The 15369-nt window shown below is 40.5% G+C and carries 6 protein-coding genes; all 6 read right to left on the reverse strand.

The genetic code is table 11. The features are described 5' to 3' along the window. Positions 1 to 5272: DUF1542 domain-containing protein (locus N8L39_RS08185; protein ID WP_261010725.1), on the reverse strand; the 5272-nt coding region annotated here is incomplete at its 3' end. 420 nt (positions 5273 to 5692) lie between these two features. Continuing rightward, a complete protein-coding gene (locus tag N8L39_RS08190; protein WP_261010724.1) occupies positions 5693 to 6652 on the reverse strand; it encodes an Rpn family recombination-promoting nuclease/putative transposase in 960 nt (319 codons plus the stop codon). Positions 6653 to 6752: 100 nt separating this feature from the next. Beyond that, the gene (locus N8L39_RS08195; RefSeq protein WP_261010723.1) at positions 6753 to 8441 is read right to left on the reverse strand and encodes an alpha-L-fucosidase; all 1689 of its coding nucleotides are present in this window, start codon (positions 8439 to 8441) and stop codon (positions 6753 to 6755) included. A gap of 1 nt (position 8442) precedes the next feature. Then, on the reverse strand, positions 8443 to 12231 hold the full coding sequence (locus N8L39_RS08200) for a glycoside hydrolase family 2 TIM barrel-domain containing protein (protein WP_261010722.1): 3789 nt from the start codon (positions 12229 to 12231) through the stop codon (positions 8443 to 8445). A gap of 183 nt (positions 12232 to 12414) precedes the next feature. Next, positions 12415 to 13299: an SPFH domain-containing protein gene (locus N8L39_RS08205; protein WP_060628745.1), complete on the reverse strand. Its 885-nt coding sequence runs from the start codon at positions 13297 to 13299 to the stop codon at positions 12415 to 12417. A gap of 555 nt (positions 13300 to 13854) precedes the next feature. After that, entirely contained in the window at positions 13855 to 15360 is a 1506-nt protein-coding gene (gene adcA / locus N8L39_RS08210; protein ID WP_261010721.1) for a zinc ABC transporter substrate-binding lipoprotein AdcA, read from the reverse strand. Positions 15361 to 15369 lie beyond the last annotated feature (9 nt).

Raw genomic sequence — 15369 nt, forward strand, 5'->3', positions numbered from 1 at the left:
ACTTATCTGGATTCGCTACAACTGTTTTGTCCGCTGGTTTAACTACGTCGTTCCCTGCATTTGGTTTCGCTGCGTCTTTTTCTGTTTTAACTAAGTCTTTTCCTAGAATTACTGCTGTTTTTCCTTCTGGTGTTGTTACTGTTGCGTTTCCTTTGTCGTCTACTACTACAGTTGCACCTGGGTTTACTGCTTTAACTTTAGCAACAATTGCATTTTTCTCATCTTGTGTTAATGAGTCTGGATTTGCTACTACAGTCTTATCTGCTGGTTTAACGATGTCGTTGCCTGCATTTGGTTTTGTTGCATCAGTTTCCGCTCTAAATAAGTCTTCCGATGGAATTGTTGCTGTAGTTCCATCTTTTAGAGTAACTGTTGCATTCCCATCTTCATCGAACTTAATAGATTTAGTTTCTGGATTTAACTCTCTTAATTTTTCTTCTACTTCAGCTTGATCATCTGGGTCATTTGCTTCACCAAATACTTTATCTGCAGGTTTCACAATACTACTATTCCCCGCTCCTGCTTTTTCTGTATCTTCTTTAGTTCTTACTAATTCTGATACTGGAATTGCCGAAGTTCTACCTTCTGGAGTAGACACAGAAACAGTTCCATTTTCATCTATTGTTACAATAGCATCTGGATTCACCTCTTCAACTTCTGCAATAATCTTAGCTTTTTCTTCATCTGTTAGGTTAGCTGGATCTTTTACGATAACTCTATCAAGTGGTTTATTAATATCATTTCCACCTTTACCGTTATCTAAGTCTTCTTCGGTTTTAACTAATTTAGCTGGATTAATCGTTCCTTTATCACCATTTTCAGTAGTTACCTCGATTTTACCATTTTCGTTATATTTAACTTCTTTGGCTGTAGGATTAACTTTTTTAACTTCTTCTAAGATTTTAGCTTTTTCTTCATCTGTTAATGCACTTGGGTCTTTTACAAGAACTTTGTCAATTGGTCTATTGATATCTCCAATTGCTTTAATAGCTTCCTTATCTGCTTCTTCTATTACATTAACATCTTCTACACTAGTTACTGCATCGATTGCTGCTTTAGCTTTATTCGCAACTTTATCTACTTTAGCTTTTAATGCTTCTCTAGCTTTAGGAGATAAATCATTACGAGCATCGATTTCTGCTTTTTTAGCTTTTGCTTCTTCGTCGATTGCTTTACGAGCATTTGGTTTATCTTCAACTACTGGAAGAGCTTTTTCAATTTCTGCTACACCTGTTTCTTTTGCAGTATTCACCTCTGCATCTGTTTTAGCATCATCTATTGCTTGTTTTGCTTGTTCTGCAGCATCATTAGCTTTTTGAATTGCTTCTGCTTTTTCCTCATCAGTAGCATCAGGTGTATTTTCAATAGCTTTTAATTGTTCTGCCAGTTTTTCATCAATTGCTTTCTTAGCCGCTGGTTTTGCTTTCGCTTCTGGATTAATTGCTTTAACTTCTGATGTTCCTGCTTTTTCTGATCCTTTTACAGCCACATCTGTTGTTGCTTTTTCCACATTTTCTTTCGCTTTGTCAGCTGCCGCTTTTGCTTCTTTTTTTGCTGCAGTTTTTTCTTCGTCAGTTAAGTCTGTACGCGCATCAATTTCCGCTTCTTTCGCTTTTAATACATCATCAATTGCTTTTTTAGCTGCTGGTTTTGCTTTTGCTGCTGGGTTAATTGCTTTAACTTCTGATACACCTTTATCTTTAGCTGTGTCCACCACTTGTTGAGCTGCTGTTGCTTCTTCTGATGTATCTACAGCGTCAGGTTGAGCATTGATTGCATCAGTAGCTTCTTTAGCTTTAGCTTGCGCTTCTTTCTTAGCCGCGTCTTTTTCTTCTTGTGTTAAGTCAGTACGAGCATCGATTTCTTCTTCTTTCTTAGATAGTTCATCTGCTACTGCTTGTTTTGCTGCTGCTTTTGCTACTGGGTTAACTTTACCAAATTCTGTAGTTCCAGTATTTTTCGCTGTATCTACAGCTGCATCTGTCGTTGCCGCATCGATTGCTTTTGTTGCATCTTCAGCCGCTTTATTGATTTTAGCGATGGCTGCTGCTTTTTCTGCTTGACTTAAGTTTTTGTCAGCATTAATAGCATCTGCTTTTGATTTACGCGCTGCTTCTACATCTGCTTTTGCTGCGTCTTTTTTAGCTACTACTGGATTATCAGCTGCGATTGCTGTTGCTCCAGATTCTTTAGCTTTATCCAATGCATCTTTTGCATTAGCATCATTAATTGCAGTTAAAGCTTTTTCTTTATCTGCATTTACTTTATCGATTGCCGCTTGTTTTTCTTCGTCAGTAGCATTTGGAGTTTTGTTGATTTCAGCAATTTTATCTTCCGCAGCCTTATTAACTGCATTGATTGCTGGTTCTTTATCTAAAGTTACAAATTCTGATAATGGTTTTTTATCTGTAGATCCATCTGTGTATGTTACTACAAGATTTCCGTCGGCATCTTTTGTAACTGATTTAATCTTGGCATCTTTATCATCGACATTCTTACCTTTTTTATCTGCTAAGTTTGCATCGTCATTATCCTTATTGTACTCAAGTTTTAATTTTTCTTTGATTTTTTCTAATTCTGCATCCGTCACATTAGTTGGATCTGTTACAGCTACTTTTTCTGTTGGAGCTGAAATTTCATATTTAGATGTTTGATCTTTAACGATGAATTGAACATATCCTGGTTTTTGTTGACGTACTGCATCGTCATTTGAAGCATCATAATTTTGACCTTCTGGGAATGAGCTTGCATTATCGTTATCATTAGCAACAACAAAACTTGTCCATTGGTTTGGGGCTGTAAGTGTTGTAACACCTGTCATCTTAATAGTTGCAGTTCTCTTATCATTAGATACTGTTCCTTCTCCATTTGTAACAACATCGTTATCAATCTTACCTGTTGTGAATCCGTATCCTGCAGTGTTATCATTTCCAACTCCACCAGGTCCGCGTAGATATAAATCTTTTACAGTAGAATCATCTGTCGCTTTGAATGTTAAATCAGTATTTTCACCAGTGTAAACATAGATTTGTTTCTTCTCTGGGTTAGAGTATGGAAGTTCTACTGTTGGTGCTGGATTAGCACGTAAAATACTAGATAATGTAACTTTATCAGTAGAACCATCTTTATAAGTAACTACAATCTTATCGCCTTCTTTAGTTATAGATTGGATATATTGTGAAGCATTTTCTACTAATGTTCCATCTTTATCTTTTAGTCTTTCATCATCACTAGTTTTATATTGAATCTTAATGTTATTTTTAATTTTTTCAAAATCAGAATCTGATAAATTATTAACATCAGAAACTGCTATTTTATTACCTTCTTCTGTTTGTCCTTGAATATCATATTTTTGAGTTTGTTCACGAACTACTAGTCTGAACCAACCTTCTGGTAATTGATCTACCGTTTTACCTGAATCACTATTACCATTAGGTTCAGAGAATGTTGCACCTTCTAAATCTTCAGCTACTAAGTATCTTGTTATTAAGTTACCTGTGTAGTTTTGTTGACCCGGTACAGAAATTGTTCCTGTAATCGTAACTTTAGCTGGATTAGTCTCTGTTGCTTCGATTCCTGCTTCATTTCTTTGATAACCTGTTGTTAATCCATACTGATTTTTTATTCTACCACCAGCAGCACCTGGAGCATTAATCCCTCTTCCACCTTCAGCAATACGAATATCTTTAATTTTTCCAGAATCATCAGTTGCTGATAATTCAATATTTGTTTCTTCACCTTTATAAACATAGATTTCTTTTGTATCTGGATTCGAGAACGGGATAATTCCTTTTGGTCTTACGTTTAAAACTTTACTTTTTTCAATTGTATCTGTAGAACCATCTTTATAAGTCACGACAAGTTTGCTAGGTTCAGTTGTCGATACTGCAACAGTGTCGATAACTGAAGTAGGATTAGCAACTGCTGTCCCACCTACAAATCGTGCATCATTACTTGTTTTAGAATGTTCTAATTGTAATCTTGATTTAATCGTTGTTAACTCTGCATCTGTAACATTATTAATATCATTTACAGTTATACGTGTAGATTCAGTTAAGTCTTTAATATCATATTTGTATGTTTGAGATTTAACAACTAGGTTGAAATAACCAGGAGCTGATGCATTGTTGCCTCCAGCCAGTCTAGCACCAGTAGAATCTTCAAGTTGTAGATATCTTGCTCCTAATACTGCTCGTTGATCTTCAGTTTTTGTGTAAGATGGAAGTGCTTTAAAAGTATCATTTGGCTTACCAGTGATTTTAATTTTCACTGGACCTTGAGTTTCACTTAGCGTTTGATGATAACTCCAACCATAACCATCTATTTCAACTTCTTCTTCCTCGGGCTTAGGTACGTTTTGACCTTTCGCATGAGCTATCGCTTGATCACTTTTCGATTTTAATACGAACTGACCACTTCCAGCTTTAACTGTTGCTTTAGTAATATTTCCAGCTGTTGAGCTAACTGTAATATCGACATCTGCATCTTCTTCATTATAAAGGTAAATTTCTTTTCCATTAGAATACTCCATAGAGTAATTAAAGTTACCATGAGTTGCAGATGTTTCCGCTCTAAATGCATTATTTTTATCTAATGCTTGTCCATTACGAAGGTCATTAGTCCCAGTATTAGCAATTGAGTTAGATTCAGAGTTCTTTTCAGTCTTCTCAACTTTCTTCGCTACAGTTTCTTTTCCATTAGTAGTATCTACCTTTGGAGCTTCCGTTTTCTCTACAGGTTTGTTTTTCAATTTTGAGCTTACTACAGTGACAAGTTTGTTGTAGGCTACTTTTAATTCATCTTGACTAGTTGCAGAAGCAAGCACAGACTTGGCAGAGGATAATTCGGAATTTAAAAGAGCGAGACTCTCCTCTGTCTTATTAGCGTATTTACCCGCTGAAATTTTCCCTTCAATTTCAGTGATATAGCTTTCCAATTGTGACTTATCCAAAGTTGAAGTTGGTTTTGCTGATTCTGCCGGTTTAGAAGCCGGCTCTGATTGTGCGACAACATTTTCTTCTGGTTTAACGGTCACTTCTGTTGCTGAAGCATCAGGCTGGACAGTCTTTTCTCCATCTTGAGAAGCTTTGGCCTCAAGATTTTTTTCAATAACTGTTACATCTTGTTTCCCAAGCTCATCAGCTGATACAGCCCCATTCCCTAGGAACATGAAAAGAGCAGCCACTGCTACACTAGCTGCACCAAAACTGACCTTTCGGATACTATAACGAAGACACTTTTCAGTGCGATACTCCTGTTGTTTACTCTTCATGAGACACAACCTCCTTAAATTTTATATTATTTCTAATTTGTAATATATTAATATACATAACATTTGCATATTATTTATATCATTTTTTTGTACTTAATGTACATCACAATGATAACACAAAACTATTTTAAAAGCAAAGTAAATTAAATTAAAATCATATAGATTGTAAAATGATGACAAATCGTAACATTTGCTTTTGTAACTAGCTATTTAAATTCTATCTAATTAAAAAATATGAATCCATTCCCTGATTTGTAATAGCTTCTAATTTTTTATTTTTTTACATTTTTAACATGGTTTTTCCTCTATAGTAGCTATTTTATTTCAACTTAAATTATTGATAGTTTTCGTCGAAAATGAAAAACATTAAACCAAAATAAAACATGCTATCTCATCCAATAACATGTCGTTTTTTACTATTTACAACAGTCCCTCAAATTCAGAGACGCTCATACCTAATTGTTCACTCGCAATCTCCGAAGTCAGGAGATGTTGACGAACGAGATTTAGTAGCACAGACAAACTTCCTTCAACTTTCCCACGCTCCAGTCCTTGTTCAAGACCTTCTTCTCGTCCTCGTTCTAGTCCCTGTTCAATGCCCTCTGCACGACCACGCTCTAAACCTTTTTCTTCAGCTTGTTCCAAGGCATAGTCCTGTGCTAACAAGGCTTGTTCTTCACGCATACGTAGTTGACTAAACATTTTCCTGTCCTCCTCGGACCAGCTCTTGTAGTCTAGCAGTTGGTCTGCCTGGCTGATGGCTCGCTCGGGTTCCTGGGTAAAGGGTTTATTACCGAAAAACTCCAACCACGGCTTGCGAACCTCGTCTTTGCTGGTTTCTTTGTATTTTTTTAATTCCAAGAACGCCATCTTAACTAGATGGTTTTCTTGTCCATTGTTTGTGATGGTTAAGACCTCACCTGTCATGTCTTCGCGCATACTAAAACTGTGAAAAGCCAAATCATCCGAGAAGTAATTACTATCCACGATTGCGATAGCGTATACTGGGGCAATATGTTTGTAACTCTGGTGAGTGTCACCTTCACGTTGGCGAATTTTTTCGAGGTTTTGATTAACCTGACTGCATAGATAAGCCCACAGGCGATTGATGAAAAAATTCTGATGATGCACCTGAATTTCAATGATAACTTGGGTGCCATTGTCCAACTCCGCCAAAACATCTATACTGGTATAGAAATCCTGCGCTGAATAAGGCATGGAGGGTAATACGTGAATATTGCTTCCCTCCAAAATCGTCACATTTTTTGCTGGCAAGTCCAGCATATCACGAATAAATTGACAAGTAATCTCTGGGTTGCTAAAAATCTTCTTAGCTACTAAGTCATTGGTCGGGCTGATACCCGGATGTCTTAGAATCATCCTTTTCCTCCTTTTATTATACCACAGTTTTAAATCTAGGTTTCCTAGATTCACTGTTACTATCTATTTATTCGGAAAGGAAATGAATTGTGAAGATATTTTATCTCGTTTCAACTAAAATATGAGCTTGATCAACCAACTGTCCATCAACAGTCAAATTGAGATAGAAATCCAAGGTCTTATCAGCAGCAAAATACAGGGTTGGTAGGCACAAATCTTTTTTGCTTTCCCCTGCTTGGAATTGAAGGATTTGAATCTCGTCCTGATAGGCGACACCATGGACACCTGTCCCCGGTTGAATCGAAACCTTAGCTTCCAAAGGAGTGTCACTTTCGCTACGTTCAATCCTAAAATGAAGAGTCTCTCCCTTTGTCACAGCTAGAATTTTTTCTACAAATGCTAGTCCCTGAACAACTTCTTTTTGTGATAAGCTAGGAGTTTTATAGAGGGAAATCTTGGTCAATACAGGCATAGATTGTACCTCTGTAATCATCACGCGCACCTTCTGTGCCTCTACTAGCGAACCTCGCAAGAGACGCTTATGACCAACTGTAAAGCCCATGCCAAATTCTTGCCAGACGCCGTCCACCTCTACTAGCACATGAAAAGTAGCGATTCGTTGCCCTAGCTTCAAATCTTCTCTTAACTCAATTACATCAAAAGTTTTAGGTGATCCTAAGTCGAGTTCTAACTGGATGGGCAAGTCTGCATCGCTTGCCCAAGAGCTGGTCTCAAGACCGTCTGTCAAATGGCGACAAGCAAAGTCTGCGGAAAGATCTGGACCAGACACCTCAGCTCCCAGAGCCAAATCTTCTTTATAGAGCTCATTGCGATAGGCCGCAAATTCATAGAGGCGTTCAATATCCTTTGCATCAAATAGCCCAGCTTGATTCGGCGGAATATTGAGCAAGAGTGGAGTTCCCCGACCCACCGAGTGAAAGTAGATTTCCACCAACTCCTCAAGAGACTTAGGATCCTGCTCTTCATGATAAAACCAACCCGGCCGAATAGAGACATCTGCCTCACCGATTGAAAAAATCGTGCCCGAGGGATCTCCGTGCTGAAGATAGTCCAGCTCTGCTTCTGTTCCTAGTTTGTCAGGATTCACCTTTTGCCATAGGGGATCACCTGCATACCCTCGTTCATTGCCAATCCAGCGGATACTGGTGCCTTCTGTTGAAAAAATTAAGCAATCGCCCTGCAGGTCACGAATGGTTTCAAACCATTTTTCAAATTCATAATTAACCTTTTGAGCTCCCTCTCCTCTGGCACCATCCATCCATATCTCAGTAAATTTCCCTCCATTTCCATAGGCAGGATTTGATAAAATCTCCTTCAACTGAGACAAATAATAGGCATTATAAGCCGCTTCTCGGTCCACATGATAGAGGGGGCTGTGGGCGTCCCAGGGTGATAGGTAGACCCCCATATCCATATCAAACTCTGTGGCAGCTTGTGATACTTCAAGGAGCAAATCCCCCTCTCCACTCCTCCAAGGACTGGCCTTGACCGAATAATCTGTGTGAACTGTCGGATAGAGGACAAAACCATCGTGGTGTTTGACCACCAAAATCAACTTTTTAAAGCCCGTTTCTTTGAGTACACGAACCCACTCACGCGCGTCTAACCTTGTCGGGTTAAATCGTTCAGGATTCTCCTGACCTGTCCCCCATTCCTGGTCATAAAAGGTATTGGGCCCAAAATGGATAAAGGCTGCTAGTTCATCCTCTAAATAAGCTAGCTGGGCCTGACTAGGCAAGGGCCCATGCGGTTTTATTTCTCTTACCATATTACTTCCTATCTACATTTTTCTTTACATTTTTGGCATGTACTTGCAATTCTGTTAATGCTAGAGGGCTTGTCAAGTTTTCAAATCGAAGACGAAGGGCATAAGTTTCCACCTTGTCAAATTCAAACCGAAGCTCTTCATCCTTGTCGCTTGACACTTTTCGGATAGTTGATACAGGGCACCAATTCTTTTCTTGTTTGAGCAGAGAATCCTTATCCAAATGATTTGGAGTCCGAGGTAAGCTAGGCTCATTCCCTATGTAATAATCAATAAAGGTCGGCTCAACAGCCACATATTCTTTATTTTCAACATAATACAAGGTCACGTTATCCACAAATCGCGGTTTTAAAATCCCTGCATCTCCAAAAAGAATGCCCACGCTGGCTTGCTCTGACTTGGTAATCCAAGTATTGGCTGTCGATTTTTTCCGAGCAATGACCTTGTCATTGAGGTAAGAGGCTGGGTGATTTGGCTCTGAGTGAGAAGCAAAGACCAGAGGCAGGTTGGACCCTGTCCACTGATTGGAAATAACTTCTCCATCTACACTGACATCTGTCACATGAATGGTGACTGTTGCTGGCAACTCACAGCCCACTACCTGTCCTGTGAGCACACATTCTCCTACCTGAGCATAGACTTGAGGCTTGAGTTCATCCCAAGTCACCTTGGCCGTATCTCGTCTACCATCTGATAAGACTAGCTTGACTCGGTCTGGTAAGTGCGGGGCTTCCTTAACAAGCGTCCAAACCCTTTCAGGCTCAATAGCGCAAATCCCTTGGACACAAACCTGAGCAGAAGCCTTTAAATCCAACCCCTCTAGCTGACCAGATACCATAAACTCATGAAAGCTTGCTATATCTTCTTCGGATATTGCCTCCCAAACAACCTTGACTCGTTTTGCACTACCAGACTCATAGTCCACCAAAACTGAAGATGGCAGCTGTGGATAAGTTCTCTTAGCTGTATACAAGCGAAGTGGTCGTACAGAAACTGCCTGCCCTAGTGAGGTATTTTCTGCGACCTGCAAATGAGTTTGATAGGTTTTGCCTTGATACATGGCTCGGATAGCCAAGTCGCCAGCAGACAAACAATGAAGCACTCCCTGATTTATAATGGTCTGGGCACTACCACTCATCTCCCAAATCACTTCACTATTCCCCACCTTGTTCACAGGGTTATCCACAGTTTGTGGATAAAGTCCAATGGCTGGGGAATCTCCTTCTTGTAATCCGACCTGCTTGTCTACTCGAATCTCAAATAAGCGCTTAGTTTTCAATGGTTGGCAATCCAAAGCCTCTCCCACTAGGAAATCAAAACTTGCTGGCTCTAGCCCTCTGGCACTGGCCTTTACTCTCACTTGACCTACCTGCTCCAAACTCTGAACTAAGAGGACACCTCTGCCATGAAAGGCTTTCCTCTTAAACCGACCATTTTTCTGAGCCTTGTAACGTTCACGACTGGCCTGCCTGCCATTATCCACACCCACAATGCGAGCAGGGCCTTCAATTTTAAAATGAAGCTGATTGGAAGCAGTCGGCACCCAATTTCCATCCTTGTCCAATACATCAAAATAGAGATAGAGGAGGTCTTGTCCATCTGGTCCCAGTTTTGTTTTCTCGGCATGTAACCCGATTTTGGTTGGCTTACCTGCAGTCACCACCCTATCTTCTGCCACAAGCTGACCTTGACTGTCATAGGCCACAGCACGCAATTCTCCCGGTTGATAAGCCAAGCGCCATTCGAGATAGAGTTGATCAGAAGCTTCTCCCTCTTGGTATTTTCTGCCATCTGAAGTCCATTTTTCCTGAAAGGTCTTCCTACCTTGAGATTTTCCATTTAGAAATAGCTCTACAGAACCAGCATTTGAATACACTCTAACAGGGATATCCCCATACTTATCCACAACTTGTTGATAACTCTTGTGGATTTCCCAATTCCAGTGGGGCAGGATATGAACCATAGGCTGCTGATCTAGGTCCACCCACTGACTTTGATAGAGATAATAGTCATTTTTAGGAATCCCTGCTGTGTCCACAATCCCAAAATAGGAACTCTTTACAGGCATGTCATTTTGGTTGTGCCAAGGAGTCGGCTCACCGATATAGTCCACTCCTGTCCAGATAAACTGCCCCGCATAGTCTAGCCGATTTCTATCTGCTATCCAAGAAGCCGTCGCCGTCTTCCCCCAAGGAACCCGATCATTTCCATAGTCTGACTGTTCAAAATTCCTCACGCGGCGATTATCCCCAACCCATTCCTTATCTGGGCGAAAATAGCTCTCACGCGTCCGTGTAGCCGATGAAGTTTCAGACCCATAAAGTCGCCACTTGGGATGTCTTTTGCGAATCCCATCAATATTGTCTTCCGAGTAATTCAAACCCACCACATCCAGCAAATCAGCAATCTTTTCATGACCTCCAGAACCATCTCCGAAGCGGAACTGATCCATTCCCATGGTCACAAAACGGCTATCATCAACCTCCTTGACCCTTTCTAGCAAGCGTTTGATAGTCTTCAATGAATGAGAATCGCCATTTGCTTCGCTGACTTCATTTCCCAAGGACCACATAAAAATCGCTGGATTGTTCTTACCACGTTCAATCATAGTGCGCAAATCATAATCTGACCAGAAATCGCCTGCTTTCGCTTCTGGATGAGTCGCTTCTTCCTCAAAAAAGCGACCATAATCATATTCTTTCTTGCCTCCATACCAGGTATCAAAGGCTTCTTCTTGGATGAGTAGGCCCATTTTGGCAGCTAGATCCAGCAAAATGCTACTGGCTGGATTATGGGTGATTCGGATTGCATTGACACCCATTTCCTTCATCTGGCGCAATCGTCTCTCAGCAGCTGACCTATTTTCCACAGCTCCCAGAGATCCATAGTCATGGTGCAAACAAACCCCGTGAATCTTCAACCAGCGACCATTTAGAAAGAAGCCCTTATCCGCTTGCCAATCCATATAACGGTAACCAAAAGTCTCCTCTTCTTCATCAACCAAAATTCCATTTTTGTAAAGGCGAGTCTTCAATTGGTAAAGGTGAGGAAGATTAATATCCCAAAGCAAGGGTTGGAAAATTGATATGGCTTGTTGGAAAGAATATTTGTCCCCAGACTCAATCACTAGAGAGTCTGTCGCCTGCCAGTCTGACAGCTGTTGGCCATCATACCAGATACTCTGTTCCAAATACACCGACACGGACTGAGACCCATCATTTGAAACCTTGCTTTCAAGCTGGGTTTCCACCCAAGATTGCCTTTGTTCCTTTAGCTTGGGACTTTCTATCTTAATCCCATATAAATCCAGATGCACCGAATCTGTAATCAATAATATTACTTCTCGGTAAATACCGCTACCAGAGTACCAACGACTGCTAGGTTGCTGATTTTCCACAAAAACCGCAAGTTGGTTGGCTGTCCCATCATTTCTTAGATAAGGAGTAATATCATAAGAAAAGGGCGTATAGCCACTGGGATAATAGCCCAGCACTTGCCCGTTGATATAGACTTGGGCATTCATGTAAACTCCATCAAAGAGCAAACGCACCAATACAAGACTGGCATCTTCTTCCAAGTAAAACTGCGTCCGGTACCAAGCCTGACCCCCATTTAACTGACCACCCTCATTTTGCGCTGGCGAATACTGGTCAAAATCATTGTAAATACTCCAGTCATGTGGCACTTGAATAGCCTGCCAATTTTCCCTCTGAAAATCCGGCGCCAAGGCCTCTTCTTTCCCAACTTCCTGGCTAAAAAACCAGTGATTTCGTAAAACTTCTTCTCTTCTCATACAAACATTCCTCTTTAAACGACTCGCTTTACTTGACTATATCATAAAACAAAAGCGCTTTCAACACTTCCTCCATCGCTCCCTAAATACTCGGAAAAGATTCTATAATTTGTAGAGGAGGATTTAGTCCTCAAAGCTACAAGGGCAATGCAAAAAGAGCCTGTTGCCAAGCTCTTTAGTCTATTATTTCTTCTCAGCACGGAGAGCTGACAAGATTTGTGTACGGATATCATCCACACCATTTGGCGTATTTGGTAAAAAGATGGTTTGATTTCCTTTAGAAGCAAAGGTATTCAAGGTATCCAAATACTGGTTCGTCAAGAGGATGGACATGATTTGTTCTTCTGTCATGCCAACATTAGCTTCCTTGAGTTCTGTGATAGACTCTGCCAATCCATCCACAATCGCCTTACGTTGTTGGGCAATCCCCACACCATGAAGGCGGTCTTTTTCTGCTTCGGCTTCAGCTGCAGTGACAATTTTAATTTTGTCAGCTTCCGCCAATTCTTGCGCTGCAACCCGCTTGCGTTGCGCCGCATTGATTTCATTCATGGATTGCTTAACTTCTGCATCTGGTTCGACCTTGGTAATCAAGGTTTTCACGATAATATAACCGTAAGTAGTCATTTCTTCTGCTACTTGGTGTTGGACTTCAAGGGCAATCTCATCTTTTTTCTCAAACAATTCATCCAAGGTTAATTTTGGAACAGAAGAGCGAAGAGCATCTTCGATATAAGATTTAATCTGAGATTCTGGACGCATAAGTTTATAGTAGGCATCTGTCACGCTCTGTTCATTGACACGATACTGAGTCGCTACATTCATCATAACGAACACATTGTCCTTGGTCTTAGTCTCAACCACAATATCGCTTTGCAACAAGCGCAACTGAATCCGCGCTGCAATCGAGTCAATCCCAAAAGGTAAGCGAATATGAATACCGCTATTGGCAACCTTTTGGAATTTCCCAAAGCGTTCAATAATCGCCACCGACTGCTGACGAACCACATAAACTGTACTCAGTGTGACTATTACCAATAGGAGCACACAAACCACCACAAAAATCATCAAAAATGTTGCCATTATCGTGACCTCCATCATTATTTTTCCTGTATTATAGCACATTTAAAGAAGGCTGTGCAGTTTTTACTGCGGTTTTTCCTGAAATGTCAATAATTAGAGGTGAATTGTCACATTGTCGTCAAATCTCTATCAATTTAAATAAGGGAGATGTTACATACATTAGAAACCTTATTCACGATATTTCTAGCTCCGTTGTTTATCTAATTACTACCAGAGCTCGTTCTTACTATTGTAGCGGACGTCATAGCAGGAATTATCTTGTATTTCGTCTGCAAATGGCTAGATGGTAAGAAATAGACCGAATGACTAGCCTATCAACACCCGTTAAATCGCTAAGATACGTCAAAAAAGCCCTTAACTACTGGCATAGTTAAGGGCTTTGGTGTTCTAATGAACCTTATCCGATGGAATTATTCTAACATATAATCCCAGATATTTCAAAAGTTTTATTTATTTTTTAAAGTTCTGAAAGGTCTATAATGAAGCTAGCTATCTAGTACCAAAAAACCGACTAGCTCCTATGATCTAGTCGGTTTCTCATCAATGCGCCAACATTTCTTGGGCGATTTCTTGGCCAGATAGGTTATCTGGGTAGTAGGTTGGCCAGTTATCCATTTCTTCAAAGAGGGCTTCTTGGCTTGTGCCTCCAAAGAAGATATGGAAATGTTCTGCCTTAACTGGGGCGATATTGTGGTCACTAAACTGAACATACTTGAACTGTCCAGCATCCGCATCTGTCGCTTCAAAGAGGAAGCGCGCGCCACGATTGCCTTTCTTGTAAGTTAAGATTTTCTTACCAACATACTTGTAGGTGAATTTCTTACTTTGTCCACCTTGAACAAATTCCATAGTGTTATCAGTGATATTAATCTTAGTCACATCTGTCTGATAGCCTTTTGTATAGTAGGCCTTGTACTCAGACTGAGTCATCTTACCAGTCAACTTAGCCTTGTAGTCAAAGACTTGGTCAAAAGTTCCATCTTCAAGGAAAGGATAAACTGATTGCCAGTTACCTACATAGTCACTCAAGGTGCGGTCCTTGACGTCTGCATCCTCGAAGTAACCATTTTGAACTGTCTTGGTATCCTCTGCCTTTTCAGGCTCAATTGCTGGGCCTTCTTGGTCCGTTGTTTGTTTCAGAGCCTTGAGGTTTTTCTCCATCACGGAAATATAGTTTTCGCCAGCCTTGGTATCCTCTTCTGTCAGACTTTCTAAAGGATTAAGGACATCTGTTTTAACACCTGCTTCTTTTGAAAGTGTGTTAGCAAGGGCTTGTGAAGCATTTTCCTCAAAGTAAATATAGGCAATTTTATTTTTCTTGACGTACTCTGTCAATTCTGCCAGACGTGCAGCTGATGGTTCTGCATCTGGAGAGAGACCTGAGATTGCGACTTGTTTGAGTCCATAGTCCAAAGCAAGGTAGTTAAAGGCTGCGTGCTGGGTCACAAAGCTCTTTTGTTTAGCTTGAGACAAGCCTTCTGCATAAGACTTATCCAAGGCTTGCAATTTTTCGATATAGGCAGCCGCATTCTTCTCAAAGGTCTCTTTTTTATCAGGATAATCTGCTGACAAGCTATCACGGATGTGCTCTACCAGTTTGATGGCACGAACTGGTGATAACCAAACATGGGGATCATACTCATGGTGATGACCTTCTTCTCCATGGTCATGGTCGCCCTCTTCTTCCTCGCCACCTGGCAAAAGCAACATATCGCCTGTCGCCTTGATGGTTTTGACCTTTTTCTTATCCAAAGTATCTAGCAATTTAGGGACCCATGTTTCCATGTTTTCATTTTCATAAACGAAGGTATCTGCGTCTTGGATTTTAGCAACTGCCTTGGCAGAAGGTTCATATTCATGGGGTTCTGTACCAGCACCGATGAGGAGTTCTACATTAGCAGTATCTCCTGCGACTTGCTTGGTAAATTCATAGACAGGGTAAAAGGTTGTTACGATATTTAGTTTGCCATCTGCCTGCTTCTGATTGGAACAAGCCACTAAAAACAGAGCACATAGACTGGCTAGCAATAAGCTCATTTTTTTCATGTTCTTCTC

This window comes from Streptococcus mitis, from assembly GCF_946190285.1.
Classification (GTDB): Bacteria; Bacillota; Bacilli; order Lactobacillales; family Streptococcaceae; genus Streptococcus; species Streptococcus mitis_CP.

Coding starts and splice junctions, on each gene's coding strand:
- N8L39_RS08205 (WP_060628745.1), bottom strand. CDS start 13,299: ATGATTTTTGTGGTGGTTTGTGTGCTCCTATTGGTAATAGTCACACTG.
- N8L39_RS08190 (WP_261010724.1), bottom strand. CDS start 6,652: ATGATTCTAAGACATCCGGGTATCAGCCCGACCAATGACTTAGTAGCT.
- adcA (WP_261010721.1), bottom strand. CDS start 15,360: ATGAAAAAAATGAGCTTATTGCTAGCCAGTCTATGTGCTCTGTTTTTA.
- N8L39_RS08200 (WP_261010722.1), bottom strand. CDS start 12,231: ATGAGAAGAGAAGAAGTTTTACGAAATCACTGGTTTTTTAGCCAGGAA.
- N8L39_RS08195 (WP_261010723.1), bottom strand. CDS start 8,441: ATGGTAAGAGAAATAAAACCGCATGGGCCCTTGCCTAGTCAGGCCCAG.